The sequence below is a fragment of the Clostridium omnivorum genome (assembly GCF_026012015.1).
Lineage (GTDB): Bacteria > Bacillota > Clostridia > Clostridiales > Clostridiaceae > Clostridium_AX > Clostridium_AX omnivorum.
This window is the reverse complement of the sequence record NZ_BRXR01000001.1, coordinates 1,853,669-1,875,319: the sequence shown is the minus strand read 5'-3', so window position 1 is coordinate 1,875,319 and position 21,651 is coordinate 1,853,669. Positions and strand designations below refer to the sequence as shown.

22 protein-coding genes are annotated in these 21,651 nt (G+C 31.8%); 16 read left to right on the top strand and 6 right to left on the bottom strand.

Translation table 11 applies throughout. The features are described from left to right. The first annotated feature begins 27 nt into the window (after positions 1-27). From bsdE14_RS08795 to fliB, 4 genes are all read left to right on the top strand, one after another. Positions 28-378 (top strand): DUF2200 domain-containing protein, encoded by a 351-nt coding sequence (locus tag bsdE14_RS08795; protein WP_264849561.1) that lies wholly within the window; start codon positions 28-30, stop codon positions 376-378. Between the two features lie 213 nt (positions 379-591). Next, on the top strand, positions 592-1,167 hold the full coding sequence (locus tag bsdE14_RS08790; RefSeq protein WP_264852249.1) for a TetR/AcrR family transcriptional regulator: 576 nt from the start codon (positions 592-594) through the stop codon (positions 1,165-1,167). Between the two features lie 197 nt (positions 1,168-1,364). After that, on the top strand, positions 1,365-2,654 hold the full coding sequence (locus bsdE14_RS08785; protein ID WP_264849560.1) for an MATE family efflux transporter: 1,290 nt from the start codon (positions 1,365-1,367) through the stop codon (positions 2,652-2,654). 298 nt (positions 2,655-2,952) lie between these two features. Continuing rightward, the gene (fliB, locus tag bsdE14_RS08780; RefSeq protein WP_264849559.1) at positions 2,953-4,203 is read left to right on the top strand and encodes a flagellin lysine-N-methylase; all 1,251 of its coding nucleotides are present in this window, start codon (positions 2,953-2,955) and stop codon (positions 4,201-4,203) included. Between the two features lie 278 nt (positions 4,204-4,481). Here fliB and bsdE14_RS08775 read toward each other — a convergent pair whose 3' ends face one another. Then, positions 4,482-4,658, bottom strand: coding sequence for a 4Fe-4S binding protein (locus tag bsdE14_RS08775; RefSeq protein WP_264849558.1), 177 nt, complete (start codon positions 4,656-4,658; stop codon positions 4,482-4,484). A 15-nt stretch (positions 4,659-4,673) separates the two neighbouring features. Beyond that, on the bottom strand, positions 4,674-5,045 hold the full coding sequence (locus tag bsdE14_RS08770) for a pyridoxamine 5'-phosphate oxidase family protein (RefSeq protein WP_264849557.1): 372 nt from the start codon (positions 5,043-5,045) through the stop codon (positions 4,674-4,676). Between the two features lie 235 nt (positions 5,046-5,280). On the opposite strand from bsdE14_RS08770, the gene bsdE14_RS08765 reads away from it, so the two are divergent. The 5 genes from bsdE14_RS08765 (at position 5,281) to bsdE14_RS08745 (ending at position 9,623) form a co-directional block, all read left to right on the top strand. Continuing rightward, on the top strand, positions 5,281-5,784 hold the full coding sequence (locus bsdE14_RS08765) for an RrF2 family transcriptional regulator (protein WP_264849556.1): 504 nt from the start codon (positions 5,281-5,283) through the stop codon (positions 5,782-5,784). Positions 5,785-6,255: 471 nt separating this feature from the next. Next, positions 6,256-6,837, top strand: a complete 582-nt coding sequence (locus bsdE14_RS08760) for a nitroreductase family protein (protein WP_264849555.1) — start codon at positions 6,256-6,258, stop codon at positions 6,835-6,837. A gap of 15 nt (positions 6,838-6,852) precedes the next feature. Then, positions 6,853-7,044 (top strand): hypothetical protein, encoded by a 192-nt coding sequence (locus tag bsdE14_RS08755; protein WP_264849554.1) that lies wholly within the window; start codon positions 6,853-6,855, stop codon positions 7,042-7,044. A 317-nt stretch (positions 7,045-7,361) separates the two neighbouring features. After that, positions 7,362-8,309, top strand: a complete 948-nt coding sequence (locus bsdE14_RS08750; RefSeq protein WP_264849553.1) for a phosphotransferase — start codon at positions 7,362-7,364, stop codon at positions 8,307-8,309. A 384-nt stretch (positions 8,310-8,693) separates the two neighbouring features. Continuing rightward, the gene (locus bsdE14_RS08745) at positions 8,694-9,623 is read left to right on the top strand and encodes a phosphotriesterase family protein (protein WP_264849552.1); all 930 of its coding nucleotides are present in this window, start codon (positions 8,694-8,696) and stop codon (positions 9,621-9,623) included. A gap of 112 nt (positions 9,624-9,735) precedes the next feature. Here the strand turns inward: bsdE14_RS08745 and bsdE14_RS08740 are convergent, their stop codons facing one another. Continuing rightward, positions 9,736-10,584: a LysR family transcriptional regulator gene (locus bsdE14_RS08740; RefSeq protein WP_264849551.1), complete on the bottom strand. Its 849-nt coding sequence runs from the start codon at positions 10,582-10,584 to the stop codon at positions 9,736-9,738. Positions 10,585-10,736: 152 nt separating this feature from the next. Between bsdE14_RS08740 and bsdE14_RS08735 the strand changes: the two genes are divergently transcribed. The 3 genes from bsdE14_RS08735 to bsdE14_RS08725 all read left to right on the top strand — a co-directional run bounded on the left by bsdE14_RS08735 (position 10,737) and on the right by bsdE14_RS08725 (position 12,981). Beyond that, positions 10,737-11,312, top strand: a complete 576-nt coding sequence (locus tag bsdE14_RS08735; protein WP_264849550.1) for a flavodoxin family protein — start codon at positions 10,737-10,739, stop codon at positions 11,310-11,312. A gap of 319 nt (positions 11,313-11,631) precedes the next feature. After that, positions 11,632-12,063, top strand: coding sequence for a MarR family winged helix-turn-helix transcriptional regulator (locus tag bsdE14_RS08730; protein ID WP_264849549.1), 432 nt, complete (start codon positions 11,632-11,634; stop codon positions 12,061-12,063). Positions 12,064-12,180: 117 nt separating this feature from the next. Further along, positions 12,181-12,981, top strand: a complete 801-nt coding sequence (locus bsdE14_RS08725; protein ID WP_264849548.1) for a nitroreductase family protein — start codon at positions 12,181-12,183, stop codon at positions 12,979-12,981. A gap of 214 nt (positions 12,982-13,195) precedes the next feature. On the opposite strand, the gene bsdE14_RS08720 is transcribed toward bsdE14_RS08725, so the two are convergent. Beyond that, positions 13,196-13,855: a FusB/FusC family EF-G-binding protein gene (locus bsdE14_RS08720; RefSeq protein WP_264852248.1), complete on the bottom strand. Its 660-nt coding sequence runs from the start codon at positions 13,853-13,855 to the stop codon at positions 13,196-13,198. Between the two features lie 240 nt (positions 13,856-14,095). Further along, positions 14,096-14,401 (bottom strand): CD3324 family protein, encoded by a 306-nt coding sequence (locus bsdE14_RS08715; RefSeq protein ID WP_264849547.1) that lies wholly within the window; start codon positions 14,399-14,401, stop codon positions 14,096-14,098. Between the two features lie 383 nt (positions 14,402-14,784). On the opposite strand from bsdE14_RS08715, the gene bsdE14_RS08710 reads away from it, so the two are divergent. Both bsdE14_RS08710 and bsdE14_RS08705 read left to right on the top strand, forming a co-directional pair. Further along, positions 14,785-15,555, top strand: a complete 771-nt coding sequence (locus bsdE14_RS08710) for a DUF2087 domain-containing protein (RefSeq protein ID WP_264849546.1) — start codon at positions 14,785-14,787, stop codon at positions 15,553-15,555. A gap of 282 nt (positions 15,556-15,837) precedes the next feature. After that, entirely contained in the window at positions 15,838-18,138 is a 2,301-nt protein-coding gene (locus bsdE14_RS08705) for a sodium-translocating pyrophosphatase (protein ID WP_264849545.1), read from the top strand. Positions 18,139-18,195: 57 nt separating this feature from the next. Here the strand turns inward: bsdE14_RS08705 and bsdE14_RS08700 are convergent, their stop codons facing one another. Then, positions 18,196-19,581: a flavodoxin family protein gene (locus bsdE14_RS08700; RefSeq protein WP_264849544.1), complete on the bottom strand. Its 1,386-nt coding sequence runs from the start codon at positions 19,579-19,581 to the stop codon at positions 18,196-18,198. Positions 19,582-19,779: 198 nt separating this feature from the next. Here bsdE14_RS08700 and bsdE14_RS08695 point away from each other — a divergent pair, with 198 nt between their 5' ends. Next, positions 19,780-20,367 carry a TetR/AcrR family transcriptional regulator gene (locus tag bsdE14_RS08695; RefSeq protein WP_264849543.1) on the top strand — a complete coding sequence of 196 codons (588 nt, stop codon included), beginning with the start codon at positions 19,780-19,782 and terminating at the stop codon, positions 20,365-20,367. A gap of 76 nt (positions 20,368-20,443) precedes the next feature. Then, positions 20,444-21,478 carry a serine hydrolase domain-containing protein gene (locus bsdE14_RS08690; protein WP_264849542.1) on the top strand — a complete coding sequence of 345 codons (1,035 nt, stop codon included), beginning with the start codon at positions 20,444-20,446 and terminating at the stop codon, positions 21,476-21,478. The last annotated feature ends 173 nt before the right edge of the window (positions 21,479-21,651 follow it).

The window sequence follows — 21,651 nt, the reverse complement described above, 5'->3', positions numbered from 1 at the left end:
AGAAAATCACATAAGCGAGGATGTATAATGATGAAACATCATATCTATACAATGAGTGTGGCAAGTGTCTATCCCCTTTATGTTGCGAAGGCGGAGAAAAAAGGGCGTACGAAAACAGAAGTAGATGAAATAATCTGTTGGTTGACAGGATATAGTCAGGAGGAGTTAGAAACCCAACTTGAAAAGCAGACTGATTTTGAAACATTCTTTGCAGAAGCTCCTAAGCTGAATCCTTTGAGGACTTTAATCAAAGGGGTGGTCTGTGGTGTTCGAGTGGAAGACATTGAAGAACCTACTATGAAGGAAATTCGCTATTTGGATAAGCTGATCGATGAGTTAGCAAAGGGAAAAGCGATGGATAAGATTTTGCGAAAATAAAAATTTAAAACCAAAAAACACTGATTACTTATATAAAACATTAAGGAATCGGTGTTTTTTTGTTATCAACTTTTGCAAAGATAGATATTATACAATAAGCTAAACGTTCAGTAATATAAAGTGCTATTTAGGTTGAAATCAAAAAAAAATAAATATATAATAAACGTATAGTTTATTAATTGCATACACCCATATATCATGGAGGTATTTATGATGGAAAAAAAATTAGGACGCCCTAGATGCGAAGAAACAAGAATGGATATACTTAATGCTTCATATGACTTGCTAATTGAAAATGGCTTTGCAGCAATAACTGTTGAAAAAATTGCTGAAAAGGCAAAAGTAAGCAAAGCTACTATTTATAAATGGTGGCCCAACAAAGCAGCTGTTATTATAGATGGCTACTTAAATGCTACTAGTGTTGAATTGCCAATGCCTGATACTGGGTCAACCATTGAAGATATGTTTATTCAAGTTAATAATTTTGTAAAATTTCTAACCACAAGAAAAGGAAATGTAATTGCCGAAATAATAGCTGAAGGGCAACATGATTCTCAATTAGCTGATATATATCGTAAAGCATATTTTACTCCACGTCGGGAAATTTCAAAACAAATTTTAGTGCGTGGAATTTCACGAGGAGAGTTAGCAAAGGATTTAGATTTAGATGTAACTATGGATCTAATTTGGGGACCTATATTTTATAGATTGCTAATAACTGGGGAAGCACTTGATGAGACCTTTGTAAAAAAACTCATAAATTATTCATTTCATGGAATAACACAGTAACCATATTGGGTAAAATCGTTATGCCTGTATATTATGTAGATGTTACTGCAAATATGATTTCATATATTAAGCAACTTTTTAATATACAAAATAATTAATGTAAGGGAAGTGGATGGCTAATGAGTTCTCGAAATCGCAACGTAGATATGTGCAGCGGTCCCCTGTTTAGTAGAATATTGATCTTTGCTTTGCCAATTATGGCAATGTATATTTTGCAGCTGATGTTTAATACAGCAGATATGGTGGTGGTGGGGCGTTTCTCGGGCAGCAAGGCTTTGGCTGCAGTTGGAGCAACAGGTTCACTGATTAACCTGATTATTACCTTGTTTATGGGCTTATCGGTAGGTACTACTGTGGTTGTGGCTCAGGACTGTGGTGCTGATCGACCTGACGACGTGAGCCGATCCGTACATACTTCTATTGCCGTCAGCATCATCGGAGGGCTGATTGTCATGATTCTGGGCATTGTCCTTTGCAAGCCTTTGCTGAACATGATGGGAACTCCTGAGGATATTATAGATCTGTCGGTACTATATATGAAGATATACTTCATCAGCGCGCCTGCCACCATGGTATATAACTTTGCTGCAGCTATCCTACGTGCTGCAGGTGATAGCCGCCGCCCAATGTACTACCTGATAATTACAGGTACTATACACGTTATATTCAATCTGTTTTTCGTAATTGTTCTGCACATGGGTGTGGCAGGAGTAGCATCTGCAACAGTTATTTCCGAGTATCTTTCTGTGCTGCTTATTATGATGTGCCTGTCCAGATGTGATGGAGGTATACGGTTTATACCACGGAAGCTGCATATTGACGGCCATAAGCTGAAGGACATTGTGAGGATTGGACTACCTGCAGGCATGCAGGGATTGCTTTTTTCCGTTTCAAATGTGCTGATTCAGTCAGCTGTCAATTCCTTCGGCTCCATTATGGTAGCGGCTAGTGCTGCTTCAGGAAATGTTGAAAATTATATAGGTACTACAATGAATGCCTATTATAATGCAGCCATAGCTTTTACTGGTCAAAATATGGGGGCCAAGAAGTATGATCGAATTGACACCATTGCAAAGGTGTGTACGGTATTAGTCTTCGCAACTTGGATTTTACTAGGAGGTGCCACAGTGCTTTTCGGAAAGCCGCTGCTAGGTATCTTTACGTCTGACTCGGAGGTAATTAACCTGGGCATGCTTCGACTTAAGGTTATGATGATTGCATTCTTCACCTGCGGCATCATGAACGTATATCCGGGCCTGACCCGTGCTATGGGCTATTCCATATCCCCTATGATTTCCACATTGGTAGGTGCATGCCTCATGCGAATCGTTTGGCTGTCTACAGTTTTTACTTGGTATCCAACAGAGGTTGTACTCTTTACCTGTTACCCAGTCACCTGGGCATTGGCAGGACTTGGACAAGTAGGCATCTTCTTTTACGCACGACGAAAAATTCGAAAGCTTACTGTGCCAGAAGCTGTGATCTAAACAATAGATTAAAAATATAGGATAAAAAACTTAAAATCAATAGTGTACATAGTATTTCTACATTATCATTAAAATGTCAATATAACTTATAAATAGATAAAAACCGCATTAAAGAGATTTAATGCGGTTTTTTGTATTACACTAGCTAGTGTGATTATATGTAAATATAATGGACATTTGTAATTATATTGAACAAATATTATAATTGATATGTTTTTCAATAAAATGTAATGAGGTATGTGATATTCGCTTTGTACTGCGATATAGCACATGTAAAAATATGATAGGGGTATAAAAAATGTTTAAATTTGACGCTTTTACAGAACAGAATTTTTCTGAATTTACATGTATCGGAAAGGATTGTGAAGCAACCTGCTGTGCTGGTTGGACTATATTTGTTGATAGAAAAACATATAATAAATATAAAAAAATAAAACAACCATCTCTAAGTAATCTTATATCTTATAATGTTAGGAAGGTTACTGAAGATTATAATGATAATAAGTATGCAACTATAAAAATGAATAGTTTTGGATCTTGCCCTTTTTTACGTGGAGGATTATGCATTGTTCATAAAAAATTGGGTGAGTCGTATTTGAGCAAAACATGCAATAGGTATCCCAGAAAAGTAAATTTAGTATTAGGTGAATTAGAGGCTTCGCTGAGTTTATCTTGTCCAGAGGCAGCTAGGAATGTTATTTTACAATCTGAAAAAATGAAATTTGTAAAAACTACTATTACTTCTCCAGTAGATTATGGAATAGATAAAATTATAATGCCAAGCAGTAAAATCCACCAGGAGTTATTTTACTCTATTAGGGGTACGATGATAGATATTATCCAAAATAGAAGCTATAGACTAGAGGAAAGACTTGTTTTACTAGGCAGGGTTGTTAATAAAATTCAAGTAAGGATAAATAAAAATTGCAGTTTGGATATGGATGCAATAGTTGCTAAATGTACTGAAGATTTTACTGATGAAATTGAGCATAATTCACTAAAGAATAGTGATTTTACTTTACAATTGGAGCTGCTTCAGAAGGTTTTGGGATTATTAGATTTAGAGCATATGGTAGCTGAAAAGTTTAACAATATTATAGATAATTATATGACAGCACTTGGTATATCATCCATAATGGAATTGAAATCTTCATCTCAAAAATTAAAAGAAGCTTATTTCAATTATTATGAGGATTTTATAAAAGAGAATGAACACATTTTTGAAAATTATCTTGTATATTATGTGTTTTGTAATGCAACGGCATTATCGAAGTCCAACAGTATTTTAGAGATTTATTCAATGATGATAGTTAATTATTCTTTGATTCAAACAATACTTATAGGAATAAGTTCCTTTAATAAAGGATTAAGTCAGGGTAATGTTATAGAAGTTGTATATTCATTTTCAAGAATTACAGATCATAATAAACATTACTCTAAGGAAATATATAATATGATAAAGTATAATAAGATAGATAAATTAAGCTATTTAGAAGTTTTAATTTATAGAATGAATTTTTCCGAAATGATTCATGAAGAATATGCTTAATAATAGGAGATAAATATTACTTCCAAAAGTATGAAAAATATTGAGTGTATTGGTGAAAACTTGGCTTGGATTTTAAGAAAAATAAATGGGTAATTGAAATTTTAATAAGTTGGTTTTCAAATTCATTTTACGATATCAAAGAGGAGATGTGCAAAATATTTATTAAACAGTATTGCTACATCCCCTTTTACTTAATTTTTTGTTTTTTACCATTGTTTGGTGTAGATTTTTAAACTATTTCTAACAAACTATAGTGCTGAAAAACTATTTTAGAAAATTTAATTTTGGGATATGCATTTCTTAGGGCAAGCATATTGGCATGCTCCACAATCAACGCATGCAGATTCATTTACTAATCTTTTTCTATATTCTTCTTGTGTTATACACCCCACAATACATACTCTTTGACAAGTTCCACACCCAGCACAATCTGATTTGTTAATTCTTCTAGGCATAGTTTTCTCCTTTAATTAAAGTGTTTGCTTGCAGGAGTCAACTGTAACTTCTAATACTCTTGTAAGGAATGGGTATTTTTCTCTCATCATTTTAAAGTTATCTCCATCCTTTAAAAACTTGGCAGTTCCTTGGAGTAAAAATCCAGTTCCCATATAGTTATACCCCATTACTTCTTTACTGCCAAATGTTAATTTAACTTTAGGATTAGCATTAACATTTTCTTCGGTCTTAATCATAGCAGCTGCAGGTATTAAAATTTTATTATCATCCACAATTACTAAATAGCTGTTCCAGGTATTACACACATGGGCTTCATTGTTTGAGCAAGATACTATAGAAACTACACCTTCTTTTTTTAGCACGTCATAAAATTTTTCTGTAAACATTAAACATTCCTCCTAAAAAGTTATTAAGAAATACAGTTTTCTAATTATACAATTAAATATATCATGGATAACTGTTATCTATAATTATTATATAGAGACTTTTTTTAAAAGTCAACAATAAATATATAATGCAGATAAGTTTTATCTACAATATTTGGTGGATAGATATTGACTAATAAAAAATAATAAAGTACTATGTGGGGAGATTATATTGTTATTTAGGAAGGTGATTTGATTGCAATTTTCAATAGGTGTAGAGTATGCATTGCATTGTTTATTATATATGGTAGATATCCCATCAGGAAAATCTGTTGGAATTAAAGATTTAGCAACATATCAGGGAGTTTCAGAGACTTATCTGTCAAAAGTATATACAAAGTTAAAAAAATCAGGTATTGTGAAGTCAATTCCAGGTGTTAATGGAGGATATGAGCTAGCTCTTTCACCAGAAAATATAACATTTTGGGATGTTGTGGAAGCTATAGAAGGAAATTCGCCATTATTTCAGTGTGCGGAGATTAGGCAAAAGGAGTTGTTGATTGATAAAAATAACTTACCTGATACCCATACAAAGTGTCCTTGCTTAATAAAAGTTGTAATGTTAGAAGCAGAGGAACAAATGAGGCAGTATCTGAAGAAAAAGACATTAGCATGGCTACATGAGCAGTTAAAGAATAAAATTCCTGAGGAGAATAGAAAAGCTACTATTGAATGGTTTAATAATACTAAATCAAGGTAAGCATAAGATCTTAAAAAAATGTTATATTAATTAAAAGCCTATGTCATATCAGTTACGGTAAACCGGATCATAAATGACGTAGACTGTTAACACAATGTATAATCTACTAATAATCAGAAATGATTATTTACACTAAATAACATTAGTGGTATTATATACACATATGTAATGGTTTGATTATGGAAGGTGGAATGTCGTTCGGCAAGCTTAGTGCAGTATAATCATAATGCATAAGCAAGCACGGAGAAGTAAGATAAAATCATAATTCAATATTTTGGCAAAGCTGTTTTTGTTAAGTAAGACGGTTCTTGTGTGTTGCCAATTTATTTGTTTTGATTTTATGTTTACTCTCCATACGTGTTTTACTATTTCCTTTAGAATGTAAAGCTGTAGAGTAAATCTACGGCTTTTTATTTTTGCATTAATCATGCCATTACGTAAATTTACCAATTTATAGAAAGGATACATTATATGATGCTAGATTTGCTTAAACAACGAAAAAGTATAAGAAATTTTACTGAAAAAGATGTTTCAGATGAAGTAATTAATTATATTCTTGAAGCTGGGAGATTATCACCATCTGGTGGAAACGCGCAATCGTGGAAATTTGGATTAATAAAAGATAATGTATTAATTAATGAAATATCTCAAATAGCTTACAACCAAAACTGGATAAAGACGGCGAATTTTCTGGTTGTTCTCTGTACCTATAATGGAGATAAATCACGTGGTGGCAGAGATATTCAAAAATCACGATTTCCAAGCCATGCTAAAATCATAGAGGACATGGAGGATGAAATTTATACAAGACTACATATGAAAGAACATCAAACAAAAATTCCAGGAACCCACATGGTTATAGCTGCCTTAGAACATGGTCTGGGCTCCACATGGATTTCTTATTTTAATGTAGATGAACTTTCGAATATTTTAAATCTGCCTAAGTCCTATATTGCTTCCGAAATTATTGCTTTCGGCTATCCAGTTAATAATGAAAATACTACAGAAAAAAAGAGCCTTAGTGAGGTTGTATTTTACAATAAATTTATATGAAAAGGAGATTCAATAATGTTTAATGAACTTAAAAAATATACAAATAAACCTAATTTATATACTCCTAGTACAAATAAATTTTGGGATGATGAACATATCTCTAAAGGTATGCTTGCAGCTCATCTAAATCCCAATTGGGATGCAGCAACTCGTAAGCATGAGTTTCTCGATAGATCAGTAAATTGGATTTCAAAAATAGCACCATAATCTCAATATAAACTTTTACTCGATTTAGGCTGCGGTCCTGGATTATATGCAGAACGGTTTAAAAATGCTGTATTATCAGTTATGGATAGGCTTACTTTATTGAAAAAAATATATCAAGCATTAAAACCGAATGGGAAGTTTATTTTTGATGTATTTACACCTCTTATGAGAAAAAAAGAAAGTTGTTCATGGAAATTAATTTATACAGATAATACAGAGGCTAATTACTGATAAAGATTGTTTTAAAGTTTATATTAAGGGTATTAATCAGTTAATTAACCTCGCTTTTTATACTAAATTATAGGAGGAAAGTTATCATGGAAATGATTGAAACAAATGAGATACTTGAAGTCTTAAAGGCTCAGAATATTTTTACAGGCATGATAGAGTTTTATCAAAAGAACGGTCGGGTTATTGATTACTTATTAGATCACAAATACATTCTAAGAATATCAAAATCCACGTTGGATAATCAAATAAAGCATAATAGAATAAAGTCGTTATTGCTTGTACCTAAAATTCATTCATCTGGATCATTTACTGTTTCTAGCCACAAATACTATTACTTAATCACTGATTATGTGCAAGGCAATGATTTATGGAGTGTTATTCAGAATCTTACAGATGAACAAAAAAATAATGTTGGAAGGGAAATTGCACAATTCCTCAGTGAATTACATTCAATAACCGGTGCTGCTTATGACGTTGGCCACTATACTGCTACAATTCCGAGGTGTACAAAGTCATGGAAAGATGGACACCTTGAATACATCGAAATGTTAAGAAGCGGTCTTTCTGAGATTGATATAGAGATAGAAAGTAAAAAAATAGTTTCAAAAGCATTTGATTATATCTATACAAATATCAACTCCTTGGAATTTCAAAGGGGAGCTAAACTATTACATAATGATTTTCACCCTAAAAATATTATTGTGCACGAAGGTAGATTGGCTGGAATAATAGATTGGGAGTGCTCACAGTTTGGCGAATCGGACTTTGAATTAACTCATCTTTTTCATTGGTGCATCTATCCATCAATTCCAGGTAATAATCTTGGATTATTATTAAAATCCGTTGTTAAAAATCTACAGATTGCCTCGAATGTGCCCAATATAGAAAAACGCCTAACAATCTATCAACTAGAACATGAGTTAAATCAGTTAATTTGGAATGGTAATAAGCAAGAGGAAGAGAGAATACAAAGAATAAACGGATGGCTTGATGGTCAAGTTGATACTTTATTGCAGAAATGGAATATAGAATAGTTCGTATTCTTGAATACCATAACTAATAGACATAATCTACAGTAAACTTATGTTTTTTTTATAATAGGATAAAAGTCTACGTTATACCCGTTACGGTAAACCGTATCATAAATGACGTAGGCTCTAATTTAAAATATATATCACTTGTTTTAAAGAAAAAGTAATATATATCTTAAGCTAAGGAAAGAGGACTCTCAGATGATAAAGAGAGTCTTCTTTTTTTGTTTTCGCTATAAGTATATAAGTTACTATGATGGTTAAGGATGAATTTGCAGTATATACAATAAATTGGTTAAATATGTTATAATTGTTAGTATTGTGACAATAAGTTCTTGTTTGTTATATAGTATCAAATTTTATATAGTTAAAGGAGAAGACGGGAGTATGATAAATTCAGTACTTGGTGAGATACATAGTAATAATTTGGGAATGACACTTATGCACGAACATATAACTTGGGATAGAAGTGGGGCAGAAAGTATCAATAATTACAGTGTTGAAGAAGTTGTAAATACAATGCTTCCATATTTACTGGATTTGAAGAAGTCAGGGTGCGATACTTTTGTTGATGCAACTACTTTTGGATCAGGTAGAGATATAAAAATACTAATAGAATGTTCAAAGAGGACAGGCTTAAACATACTTACTAATATTGGTGCATGGGATGGAAGTAATGTGGAACAAAAGTTTATTCCCGCTATGCTTAAAGGGAAAAATATTGAGGAAATAGTAGATATTTGGACAGCAGAATTTCTTAATGGAATTGACGGAACTAATGTAAAGCCAGCATACATTAAAATAGCATTGGGCGATACTGGAGTGATAACTGAATTTCAAGAAAAAATACTAAGAGCAGCTGCTAGAACAAGCATTAAGACTAAGTTGCCTATACAGTGTCATACTATTCCAGCAAATTCAGCAGTTAAAGCAGTTGAAATTATTGAAGAAGAAAAATTACCACTAAATAAATTTATTTGGGTACATGGAGATGTAGAACAAAATTCTGAAATTATAATGAAACTTGCTAAAAAAGGGATATGGGTAGAATTTGACTATTTAGGAAGATGCAAGGAATTCAATTGGCACTTAGAGGCACTTAAAAATTTAATTGAGAACGACTTAATTGATAGATTATTGCTCTCTCAAGATGCTGGTACTTTTTATTTCGGAGAAAAAAATGATAAAGAAAGCATTTTGGTTTATGATAGAATATTTAAAGAGTTTATTCCATATTGTGAGCACAATGGAATTTCACATGAGATCTTTCATAAATTATTAACGGAGAACCCTATAAAAGTGCTAAATGCAGATTAGGGTATAATAAACTTATGTTATACCCGTTACGGTTCAGCATACCATAAATTACGTAGACTTTTTTGTGTAAAAACATTGCAATACTTTACCTTAACCTTATTGCTACTATTTATCATAATAACATTGGCAAAAACACAGAACTATTCTCCTTTTTTATAACGGCTGAAACTACTCTGTGAATAGGGAACTTTTTGATTTCTCGTACTAGTATTGAAGGATTGGTTATATTCTCGATAACCATTTTAGGTAAGATTGTTATACCTAAATCTTGCTCAACATATTTTATAACTGATTCTGTTTCATCAAGTTCTAATATAATATTAGGAATAAGGTTCATAAGGTTGCAATGCTCTCTAATCTTTGCTCTAATTGGGCATGGATCCTTATACAATATTAAACGTTCTTTCATTATTGAAAAAAAATCAATTTCATCAAATTTAGCTAAATAATTTTTATTACTCATAACCACGAAAAAAGGTTCAACAACTAATGGAATAGTAACATAGTCTGGCTTTTCAATTGCATCAGATATAAATACTATATCGAATAAATTATCATTCAAACTAGATATCAATTCATTGTTTGTACTCATCGCATCTATAAATACCTCATGTTTCATACACTTGAATTTATCAACATACTTGGGCAAAAAATATGTTATTAAATTTGGCAGAGCACCAATTTTAATTACATCTTTGTTACTAAATCCTTCAATACTATTTATAGTTTCATTAATCATAGAAATAATTATATTTGAACGCTCATATAAATATCTGCCTGATGCGGTTAATTTTATACCATTAGGCGTTCTTATCAATAATTTGCATTTCATGGATTTTTCTAAAATTCCTAATTGCTTTGTAAGTGCAGGCTGCGAAATATATAAGTGCTGGGCAGCTTTATTTAAACTACCTTGTTCAACTATTTCTATAAAATATTTCATTTGATCTACACTAATCATTTTTCCTCCTGATATAACTTTAAGTTATATACATATATATTTTTAATATTATTCGAATTTAAATTTACAAAGTATAATAAAACTATGTTGTACAACATATTAAATTGATTTTAACACAAAATAGAATGATTTAAAATAGGAGTGATATATAAATGAAAGTTATAGCTATTAACGGAAGTGCAAAGAAGGATGGAAATACTTCTATAATTATAGAAGCCATATTTAGTGAGTTAAAAAAGGCAGGTATAGAAACTGAAACTATTAGTCTAGCTAATAATAAAATAAGTGGATGTGTGGGTTGTGGAAATTGCTTTAAAAGCAAGGATAATAAATGTATTTTTAATAACGATATTGTAAATGAATGTATAGAGAAAATGATTGAAGCAGACGGTATTATTTTGGCTTCTCCAGTATATTTTGCAGATGTTACAGCAAATATGAAAGCTTTATTAGAAAGGATTGGTATGGTATCTAGTGCTAATGGCAATCTTTTCAAACATAAAGCAGGTGCTTCTGTAGTAGCTGTTCGTAGAGGTGCAGCAACACGAGCCTTTGATACTATGAATTATTTCTTACACTATAATCAAATGTACTTAGTTGGCGGCACCTATTGGAATATGGTGTATGGAAAAGAAGTTGGGGAAGTGCTTAATGATACTGAAGGTATGAAAAATATGGAGTCTATTGGTGAAAACATGACTTGGCTTTTAACAAAAATAAATGCTTAGTTGTAATTTTAATAAGTGATTTTCATGCTAATAATTTAAAAGGTGTAGAAGGTAGATAGAATATAGGGTAGATGATTTGCTTAAGTTATTGATTAATAAGAATTAAAAATAGCAGCTCTTGTACAGAGTTGCTATTCTTTTTTTTTATAGTATATTCGAGTTTTTAAAGTTATGGATAACCTGTGGGAATATGTATATGATTTAGGAATGAAGGCAATAGAATATTGGAACTAATTGAAGAAGATAAGATTGACATTGGTTCGGTAACGAACTATACTTATAGTATCATTAGCTAACAAAAGTGAGGGCTTTGTTTATTATGAATAAATATTTGGCTATATCCAAAATTTCAAATATAAGAAGTAAAGTCTTTGATTACATTGAGTGTGAACTTAAAAGACGCGGCATTGAAGGCCTTGTTGTATCACATGGTAATATATTAGATATACTTTATGATAACAATGGAAAATTAACGATGAAAGAAATAAGCAAAGGAATCAATCGTTCAAAGTCTACAGTTACTCAGTTAGTAGATAAATTATTGAAAGATGGATATGTTACTAAAGAATCAAACCCAGAAGATAAGAGATTCTCCTATATAGTTTTAACTGAAAAAGGGTTAAACATAAAAAAAGATTTCAGAGAAATTTCAGATGATGTAATAAGAGAATTTTTTAAAGATTTTAAAGAAGAGGAAGCTGAAACTTTTCTTTTGTTATTAGATCGGGTAATAAATAATTTTACTCGATAATTTTTTTACAGTAGTAGTTCGGTGCCGAACTGCATAAAGGAGGAATACAATATGACATAAATTAATTAATTAAATTTTGTACTATAAAATGAAAGATGTATTTGGGGAGATGTTAAAATGAATAAAACTATAGAAGTAATAGAAAATCTTAAAACAGTTAGAAAGTTTTCGGATAAAAGTATTCCAGAAGAACATTTATCACTTATATTAAAATCATGTGTAAATGCAGCTACAGCATCAGCTAGACAAACTTATTCGATTATAGTTGTAGATGATAAAGAAGTTATGAAAAAGATAGGATATGTTGGAAACAAAATGCTTCTCTTTTGTGTTGACTTTAATAGAGTAATTGATGCTGCTGAATATTTAGGGTTTCAATATAAAAATGAAGTATCCATTGTAGACTTTATAACAGGCAGCACGGATACAATTCTTGCTGCACAAACTGCTGCTATTGCTGCAAAATCGCTTGGAATTGATTCTTTTTTCAGTAATTGTGTGCACAGAGGAAATATTAATAGAATATATGAACTTCTAAATTTGCCACAAAAATATTGTTTCCCAATAATTGCATTGATGCTTGGTTATTCAGATGAGAAAAAATCAAAATTAACAAAGAAAGGTCGATTAAGTGGTCCGGGAATAATACATCCTAGTAAATACCAAAGGTTGAATAGTGAAGAATTAGAAAAAATAGTTTTAGAGTATGATAGTGAAGATAAACACTTTTTGTCCTTAATTGATGGTTGGAGAGAAAATGGATATAATCACTATCTAGAATATTTTTATGAAAAATGGTGTGGATGTCTAAGGTTAGATGAAGAAAATCATCAGCAAACAAAATCTAATAATCAATATGAGGAAGTTGAAAGAATGTTAATGAACACTGTGTTTTTATCAGATAGGATGAATTCATAACTGTAATTTTGGAGAATGGCATATTTTTATGAATTGTAAGTCTTATTTTTGATAGCTTCTATAGAGATTATAGCACATCAAGTGTGGTTATATGGAACTTATATTATAAAAAGTAGCCTAAAGCAGATATAATTTGCTTTAGGCTGGGAAACCTCAATTAGGTTTATCATTTCATTTTTCATTTGTGAAGGCAGTTTAGATAGGGATGTCACTATCACTTTATATTGTTCACATTCTTTAATATTTTTTCAAGCTTTTCCACAGATGCAATACGCTCATTACAGGTTTTGCTATCTAAACAAATATTAAAGCCTATTGACCTGTATGCACCTTCTGAAGCATTAGTTGTTTTACAGATAGGAGAAACAAAGGCTACTTCATTTTCTCCTGCTATACGATTGCAAAGGGTACACATGCGAGTGTTTTTAGAACCTTGACTTGTAATCCTGCAAGCCATACCTATAAGTTTATCATCTAGGTTATAAGCTACAAATAATTTATTAGTAGCTGTATCAACCCATCCTAAATATACATTTTTTGAATCTTCATCATCTAAGTTTGGTAATTTAAGCTTCTTTTCCTTCTTAAACAATTTACTAAGTTGTGTGCTGGTAACGGGTGGCATTTCGTATACATATTTACTTAAGTCAGATAAATACTTATCAATGTGCGATGCTTCAGTTATTTTACTAATATCAAGGAGCTCCTTTTGTTCCTCTGATAAATCAGTGAAAAGGTATAATATTTTATCACATATATATGATTTATTAGCTTCAATAATATTTTTATCTGCACAAGTTCCATAAGTAGTATTTAAATCATGTAAGCATTTTTTTATATAGTTATATTGATATTTTTTTATAAAAGCATCCATAAAATCTAGTCCTCTTTTCTTATTTTTGTTATTTTTATAGCTAATGTAAGTTAATGCATATAAGTCCACAAATAAAAAGATGATTATTATTACTCCAACTTAAAGTAAAAATAATCATCATAATTTAAAACGTAATATATATTCACAATCAGTTTAATTTCTGAACCTTGTTTTAAATGAGATATGATCACTTTTATTGGATTTCCACAATAAAAGCATAACATGGTTTAAAATAAGCGTTCAATCTATTAAATGATTCTGTAATGATTGTGAGCATATAAGTTTTTGTTGTCCTATTATTCTACGTATACTTTTTTCTGACAGGTAATACTCTTGAGTTAGTTTATAAATAGCAGCTCCATTAAGGTACTTTTTATAAATTTCACTATTTCTTACCTTAAGACTATTCTTTATACCGCTCTTTTCTCCCCAGGCTTTATGATTTTCATTTTTTCTGGGTACATAAAGATATTCTCCGTCTATATATTCTTGTAGTATTTTAACAATTTCCTCTGGTAACACATCATGTGCCTTCACATACTTCATTTCCTTACTCCTTTACTCTTATAAAAGTATTAAAGCAAAGAATACAAAAAAGCTATGTGTTACAGAACCTAAACATGTACGTATTACAGCTAAACTATACAGCTTAGGCTCCAAACAAAGCATAGCTGACTTTGTTGTAGTCTTTGCAAGGAGCAAGCTGATTTAGAGCTGAATGTAGCATAGACCTTCATAAAAACACCCCCAATACGCTAAATGTATTATATCATTAATGCTGGAGAAAACAAACCAGAAGCATAAAAATTAAAATGGAGTAAAACATTATCGATGTAGACATAATCTAAAAATGTTTGTTTATATGTAGACAAAACGCTAATATGTGTATATAATAAATATATAAACGAACTATAGAGGTGTTGAAAAATATGAATGAGAACAATAAAGAATTATTTTGGGATGCAGCTACTGAAGAAATAAAAAAAGGGTATACTGAATCAGAAGAATGCTACAAATGTATAATTTGTGAGGAAGAATTTATAAAAGGAAGAATATATCAGGTGGAATCTATGCTTTATGATTCAAGAAAGGCTGTTGAACTTCATATATTAGAAAAGCATAGCTCAACCTTAGAATATTTATTAGGTATGAATCCTACCTTTACGGGGTTAACAGAGATTCAAAGAGAACTGTTAGTACTAATAGCTTCTGGATTAACTGATAAGGAGATTGCAATAAAGCTTGGAGTAGCACAATCTACCATAAGAAATCACCGCTTTAAATTACGAGAGAAGGAAAAGCAGGCAAGATTATTTTTAGCCATGATGGAATTAATATCAGAAAATACACAGAAGAAAGTAAATATATTAGATAAGGATATTCTTCGTGATGCACATAAGACAGCAACTACGATAGATGATAGATATAATATTACTGATAAGGAAAGAGAAAGTACAATCAAAAATTATATGGATGAAAGTGGAGCTATAAAAACATTTCCTGCTAAGGAAAAGAAGAAAATAATAATTTTGTCAGAAGTAGTTAAGAATTTTTCTAAAGGAAAGAAGTACTCTGAAAGAGAGATAAACAGAATCTTGCAAAGGATATTTGAGGATTATGCTACAATTAGAAGGGCCATGGTAGAGTATGGCTTTATTGAAAGGTCTAATGATTGCAGCAGTTACTGGGTAAAAGAGTGATTACTTGATGTATATATAATAGGTAAAAATGATAAATATGCATAATATAATACAAAAGGGCTTGTCTATAAAGGCGAGTCCTTTTGTATATAGTAGTATATTTATAAATTAGTATAACACTTTTGAAGGATGTACCAAAGGAACAGTTGATGGTTTAGTTATTTCACAGAATATTTACATATTTCAGTAAAATGGTGCATTTACTAGTGATTTTGTAGCTTTAAAAGGTATATAATATAATCGGTTACAAATTTTTCTATTTCTACAAAGGGGTTGATCTTTATGTTTAGTCTTACAAATGCCACTACCTTTGAGATTGTCGCCATATGGTGCGTTCTCCTGATTGCTTTTTTAGGATTAGGTTATGCCCTACTTCTAAGAAAACAAATCATGAAACATGATAAAGGTACTGCAAAAATGCAGGAAGTGTGGGGCGCTATTAAGCTTGGAGCCGATGCTTATCTAAAGAGACAATTGAGAACAATAGTGCCGCTTATTGTTGTACTTACTTTTGTTTTATTCTTGTCTGTTTATGTAGTTCCACCGTCAGAAGAAGCAATGAGACGTTTTGCAGGAAAATCTGAGGGTGATGTAAAAGTTATTATAGGTGTTGGAAGAGCTATAGCCTTCGTTATGGGTGCTTGCTTCTCATTAATGGTTGGTCAGTTTGGAATGAGAATGGCTGTTGAGGGAAATGTACGTGTTGCTTCAGCATCTACTAGAAGCTTTGGAGAGGCACTTAAGATTGCTTATAGGACAGGAACTATTACTGGAATGCTTACTGATGGTCTAGGACTCCTTGGAGGAACCCTTATTTTTATGGTGTTTGGTATAGCAGCTCCAGATGCTCTGCTTGGCTTTGGCTTTGGTGGCACATTGCTTGCTCTTTTCATGAGAGTAGGTGGAGGTATCTATACAAAAGCTGCTGATGTAGGTGCAGACCTGGTTGGAAAAGTTGAGGCTGGTATTCCCGAGGATGATGAGAGAAACGCAGCTGTTATTGCAGACCTTGTAGGGGACAACGTTGGAGACTGTGCTGGTATGGCAGCTGACATATTTGAATCCTATGAAGTTACAATAGTATCAGGACTTATATTAGGTTTAGCTCTTATGAATATGAATCATGGTGAGCTAAAGTGGATTGTATTCCCGCTGCTTGTTAGAGGAATAGGAGTACTTTCTTCTATGGTAGGAACATATCTTGTTAGAGGCTCAAAAGATTTAAAGAACAATAATGCTATGAATTCAATTAATAAAGGTTTTTATGTTTCGGCAGCTATTAGCCTTGTATCATTTGCACTGCTGGCACATTTTTATATGAACGAGTGGAGAGCCTTTTTATCAGTTGGCGTTGGTATAATACTAGCAATAGTGTTGGATGAAATAACAAAGCATTTTACAGATACTCACTATAGGCCGGTAAAAGATATAGCAGCTGCATCAAAAACAGGTTCTGCAACACTGATTTTAAGAGGTATTGCAGAAGGCTATGAAAGTGCTGTATGGCAGACTATAGTTATTGCTGTTACTATTTTTACCTCTATTCTTATATATAATGGAATGGGAGTTAATTATGTATTATACGGCGTAGCTATGACTGGTATTGGAATGCTTACTCTTACTGGAAACAACGTTGCAATGGATTCCTTTGGACCAATTTCAGATAATGCAAATGGAATTGGAGAGCTTGCAGGTCTTGATGAAAATGCAAGAAAGGTTATGGACCATCTCGATGCAACAGGTAATACTACAAAAGCCATAACTAAAGGTGTTGCTATTGGATCAGCTGTTATTGCCGCGGTATCCCTTTTTGGTTCTTTCCTAACAGATGTAACTAAGATTCAAGCTCAAATGAAGATAGATGAAGTATTAAGGCTGGCTTCTACAGGTATTCGTGTTTCAGAGCCTAAGGTATTTATAGGTGTTTTAATAGGTGCATGTATTCCTTGGCTCTTTTCTTCACTTATCATAAATGCAGTAACTCGTGCTGCATCAAAGATTGTTGAGGAAGTTAGAAGACAATTTAAAATACCAGGACTTATGGAGAGAAAGGTTAAGCCAGATTATCAGAAGGCTGTTGATATATGTACCGTTGCAGCTCAGAGAGAACTTATAGGACTTGCTCTTGTGGGTATTTTGACTCCTCTAGTTGTAGGTATTTTACTTGGTGTAGAATCTCTTGGAGGCTTTCTTGCAGGAGTAATTGTTTCAGGACAGCTTCTTGCAGTGTTTATGTCCAATGCAGGTGGTTCCTGGGATAATGCTAAGAAGACAATAGAAGATGGACTTTATGGTGGAAAGGGTTCTGAGGCTCACAAGGCTGCGGTTGTAGGGGATACAGTAGGCGATCCTCTAAAGGATACTGCTGGTCCAGCATTAAATCCTATGATAAAGGTAATGAATCTTGTATCCTTGCTTGCAGCTCCAGTACTTGTACAGTATAAAGCAACTGATTTTGGTATGATAACTACTTTGATTATTTGTTCAGTAGTGGTTGTTGTTTCTGTATTATACTCTAAGCATGGAGGATTTACATTCTTAAAAGGTGCTTCTAATACAAAATCAAAATCAGCGGATATGTAAATAGATAATTTTAGGCAGAGAATTAATTTAATTAATCTCTGCCTCTTATTTTATCCATTAAGTAGTTGGATCTTCAACAATTTTCTTTAAGGATTCAATCATGTTATATTTCATTTTACTTGAATAAATGGCTTTTCTTATGGTTGGAATTTTAGTCATCAGTATTAATATTGAATTTATTATTCTAGTTTTATATTTTTTTTGTGGAAAATCATATACATTAAGTGCTTTATAAGCCTTATGATCAGCTAAAAATGGAAATCTTAATTCTCCCCATATTTCATCTCTAAATATTTTCATACCTGCCACACCAAGAAAAGTTGAAGGCTTACGGTAATTAATATTTGATAACTTAATAAGGTTGCATGTTAATGCGTATAATTCTTTATCAATATCTTCATTTGAACTGTGCTCATCAGTGACAAATCCAACTAAGTTAGCTTGTTGCCATTCAAGGTAAGATTCTGATATCTGTCTTAAATTTGATATTTGCTTCAAAGGACCAGAGATAATAAAGCCTACTTGCTTACCTAAAAGAGTTGGGGTATGTGTATTGAAAAACCCTCTATCAAAGAATCTCTTCCATTCAGAAGATAAATATCTGTATTTAATGGCTCCAGCAAAAACTATTATATCCGCAGTTTTTATTTTGTTATTATAAAGGTCAATATATTCATCTTTACCAGTATAAGCACACTCATAGTTATATCCACATTTCATGCAGCCTAAGCAGCTGCCTTTTATATCTACATCTTGGAGATTAATTAACTCTATATCTTTTAAAAAGGAGCTTGTAAATTTATTTACCATTTTATTTAGATTAGCGTTTTCTAAGGAATCCGCTATTACAACTATTTTTTTATTTGAAGTGTCCAGCTTATCATAAGTAATTGAAGGAGTATATTCAATTGGAGTATATTTAACTTTATCGTAATTTTTAAAAGTAAAGGAGTTATTTCTAATTGCATCAAAATAGTTTTGTGCAAAAATCTGCAAGTTTTTTCTGATATCTTCTTTTTGTAAATCGTACATATGCAGCGAAAAGTAACCAGTATAGTTCATATCTAAATCATCACATATAGAATTTATGTGATTTAATGCAGTGTGATCATAAAAGTGAATAGATGTAGTAATAATCGAAGCATATTTTCCTTTAAAAGCATCTTGAACTTTTCTTTCAAAAATCAATTCAATAAATCTTTGATAACTTGAATGAACTGCAAAAACATAAACGGGAAATGCCCAAATAACTCCGTCACTAGATCTAATTTCGTTAATTATTTCTTCAAAGATTTCATTATCATTTTCTATTTGATTTATTCTTTGAGAAATATTAATTATTTCAAATTCGTGCTCCGCAAACTTTTTTTGAATATAGTTAACATATTGCATAGTAACGCTGATGTCACCCTTTGGACTTCCATTTAAAACTACTATTTTCATTTTAACACCTCAATAATTTAAAAATTTTTATAGGAAAATTAATTGTATTTACTGCGAAAGTATTTTATGAAAAGTATGTTGACACTGTAAACTTACTTTAATTATATCTTTCTAAGTTTACAGTGTCAACATTTAATGGTATAATTTTTTTATATTAATAATTAAAAATATATGCTAGATATTAAGGAGGCTGAATTGATGGGCACAAAAGCATATCATCATGGTGATTTAAAGCAAGAGCTTATACATAATGGGTTACTTTTGTTAAATAATGAAGGTATTGAGGATTTCTCTTTAAGAAAGGTTGCAAGGATGTGTGGTGTGAGTCATAATGCACCTTATAAGCATTTTAAAGATAAGGATGAACTTATTAGTGAAATAATTCAAGAAGTTAGTAAGGAATTTTACGTGGCATTACTAGAGGTAACGGAGTTATATCCTAATGACCCTAAATTGCAAATTGTTGAGATGGGAAAAGCATATGTAAGGTTTATGGTGGAAAATCCAGAATACTTAAAGTTTTTGTTCCTGTCGGATAATGCATATACTGTAAAAATAGAAGATGATAAATTACCAGATGATAAAGTTGGTCCATTTGGCGTTTTTAAAGATAGTGCAGAAAGATTTTTCAAGGAAATAAAATTGGATAAAAAGATATACATGCAAAAAACATTAACGTTATGGAGCATGGTTCATGGAATAGCAATATTAATTGCTAAAAGGAGCATAGAATATGAAGGAGATTATCTAGTTTTAGTAGAAAGCATGATTAGGGCTAACATTTAATAGTATTAATGATTATTTATTTTAAGGTAAATCCCTAAATTTTTTAAGAATATAAATAAGAGGGGGTGTAAATTGTATGGATGCTAATATTATAAAATCAAAAATATTAGAAAAGAAACCTGACTTTTCTGGGGTCATATCCCTTTCAATCAATGGCGAAAACATTGTGAAGGAAGCTATTGGAGAAGCTAATATAAGTGAACATATTGCAAATCGGGAAGATACAAGATTTCCTACAGCTTCTGGCTGTAAGATTTTTACCGCTGCTGCAATATTAAAATTAGTTGAGATGGGGAAATTATCCTTAGATGCATTTGTTTCAGAATGCCTTCCAAATTATTTTCCCTATATGGATGAAAGAGTGACAGTTCGGCATCTGCTTACCCATACATCCGGTTTTTGTGACTATTTTGATGAGGAAGAAAATGATGAAGATGTTAGTTATGATAATGTATGGAGTAAGATTCCTATGTATACTATGAAAGCACCTGATGATTTTTTAATACTACTCCAAAATAAACAAATGGAATTTGAGCCTGGGTTTCGTTTTAAGTACAATAATGGAGGGTTTGTAATACTCTCTATGATTGTAGAAAGGATTTCAGGAATGGATTTTCCTCTTTTTATTCAGAAGTATATTTTTGATGTAAGCGGCATGAGCGATAGTGGCTATTTTTTCATGGACAGTCTACCGGGTAACACAGCAGTAGGTTATACAGACAATGGAAAGGGTGGTTTAAAAGCCAATATCTATTCTGTGCCAATCATTGGCGGTGGTGATGGAGGGGCTTATACCACAGCTAAAGATATGTATTTATTTTGGAATGTTCTATTAGATGGCCAAATTCTTTCTTATGAAATTGTACAAGCTATGTGTACCCCTCAAGTAAGCACTGGAGATAAGGGTGTTTCGTACGGGTATGGTGTATGGCTTAATACATGTAATGAAAATGTTATTAAAATTCATGTTATGGGTGGTGATCCTGGAGTATCCTTCAGAAGTGTATATTATCCTAAAAGCAAAGCTGTATGTACAGTTTTATGTAATCGTGATGCTGGCAGCTATATGGCGATTAAGGTGATTGAAGATATGATGCCCAGCTCAAAGTAATAGTACGTGAGTAATTTTCAATAATGAGGAAATTTAAACAATAATTTTACAGCAAAAAGAGTTCTCAAATAATGAGGACTCTTTCTATTTTTTGAGAAATATGCATGAAAAAGTGATAAAACATTCATGGTATATTTTTACATAAATTACAATTGTGGTTGAAAATCGTGAAA

Excerpts from the sequence above, each read along its gene's own strand:
- bsdE14_RS08795 (WP_264849561.1), top strand. The coding sequence starts at position 28 with ATGATGAAACATCATATCTATACAATGAGTGTGGCAAGTGTCTATCCC.
- bsdE14_RS08790 (WP_264852249.1), top strand. The coding sequence starts at position 592 with ATGGAAAAAAAATTAGGACGCCCTAGATGCGAAGAAACAAGAATGGAT.
- bsdE14_RS08785 (WP_264849560.1), top strand. The coding sequence starts at position 1,365 with ATGGCAATGTATATTTTGCAGCTGATGTTTAATACAGCAGATATGGTG.
- fliB (WP_264849559.1), top strand. The coding sequence starts at position 2,953 with ATGTTTAAATTTGACGCTTTTACAGAACAGAATTTTTCTGAATTTACA.
- bsdE14_RS08775 (WP_264849558.1), bottom strand. The coding sequence starts at position 4,658 with ATGCCTAGAAGAATTAACAAATCAGATTGTGCTGGGTGTGGAACTTGT.
- bsdE14_RS08770 (WP_264849557.1), bottom strand. The coding sequence starts at position 5,045 with ATGTTTACAGAAAAATTTTATGACGTGCTAAAAAAAGAAGGTGTAGTT.
- bsdE14_RS08760 (WP_264849555.1), top strand. The coding sequence starts at position 6,256 with ATGATGCTAGATTTGCTTAAACAACGAAAAAGTATAAGAAATTTTACT.
- bsdE14_RS08755 (WP_264849554.1), top strand. The coding sequence starts at position 6,853 with ATGTTTAATGAACTTAAAAAATATACAAATAAACCTAATTTATATACT.
- bsdE14_RS08750 (WP_264849553.1), top strand. The coding sequence starts at position 7,362 with ATGGAAATGATTGAAACAAATGAGATACTTGAAGTCTTAAAGGCTCAG.
- bsdE14_RS08745 (WP_264849552.1), top strand. The coding sequence starts at position 8,694 with ATGATAAATTCAGTACTTGGTGAGATACATAGTAATAATTTGGGAATG.
- bsdE14_RS08740 (WP_264849551.1), bottom strand. The coding sequence starts at position 10,584 with ATGATTAGTGTAGATCAAATGAAATATTTTATAGAAATAGTTGAACAA.
- bsdE14_RS08735 (WP_264849550.1), top strand. The coding sequence starts at position 10,737 with ATGAAAGTTATAGCTATTAACGGAAGTGCAAAGAAGGATGGAAATACT.
- bsdE14_RS08730 (WP_264849549.1), top strand. The coding sequence starts at position 11,632 with ATGAATAAATATTTGGCTATATCCAAAATTTCAAATATAAGAAGTAAA.
- bsdE14_RS08725 (WP_264849548.1), top strand. The coding sequence starts at position 12,181 with ATGAATAAAACTATAGAAGTAATAGAAAATCTTAAAACAGTTAGAAAG.
- bsdE14_RS08720 (WP_264852248.1), bottom strand. The coding sequence starts at position 13,855 with ATGGATGCTTTTATAAAAAAATATCAATATAACTATATAAAAAAATGC.
- bsdE14_RS08715 (WP_264849547.1), bottom strand. The coding sequence starts at position 14,401 with ATGAAGTATGTGAAGGCACATGATGTGTTACCAGAGGAAATTGTTAAA.
- bsdE14_RS08710 (WP_264849546.1), top strand. The coding sequence starts at position 14,785 with ATGAATGAGAACAATAAAGAATTATTTTGGGATGCAGCTACTGAAGAA.
- bsdE14_RS08705 (WP_264849545.1), top strand. The coding sequence starts at position 15,838 with ATGTTTAGTCTTACAAATGCCACTACCTTTGAGATTGTCGCCATATGG.
- bsdE14_RS08700 (WP_264849544.1), bottom strand. The coding sequence starts at position 19,581 with ATGAAAATAGTAGTTTTAAATGGAAGTCCAAAGGGTGACATCAGCGTT.
- bsdE14_RS08695 (WP_264849543.1), top strand. The coding sequence starts at position 19,780 with ATGGGCACAAAAGCATATCATCATGGTGATTTAAAGCAAGAGCTTATA.
- bsdE14_RS08690 (WP_264849542.1), top strand. The coding sequence starts at position 20,444 with ATGGATGCTAATATTATAAAATCAAAAATATTAGAAAAGAAACCTGAC.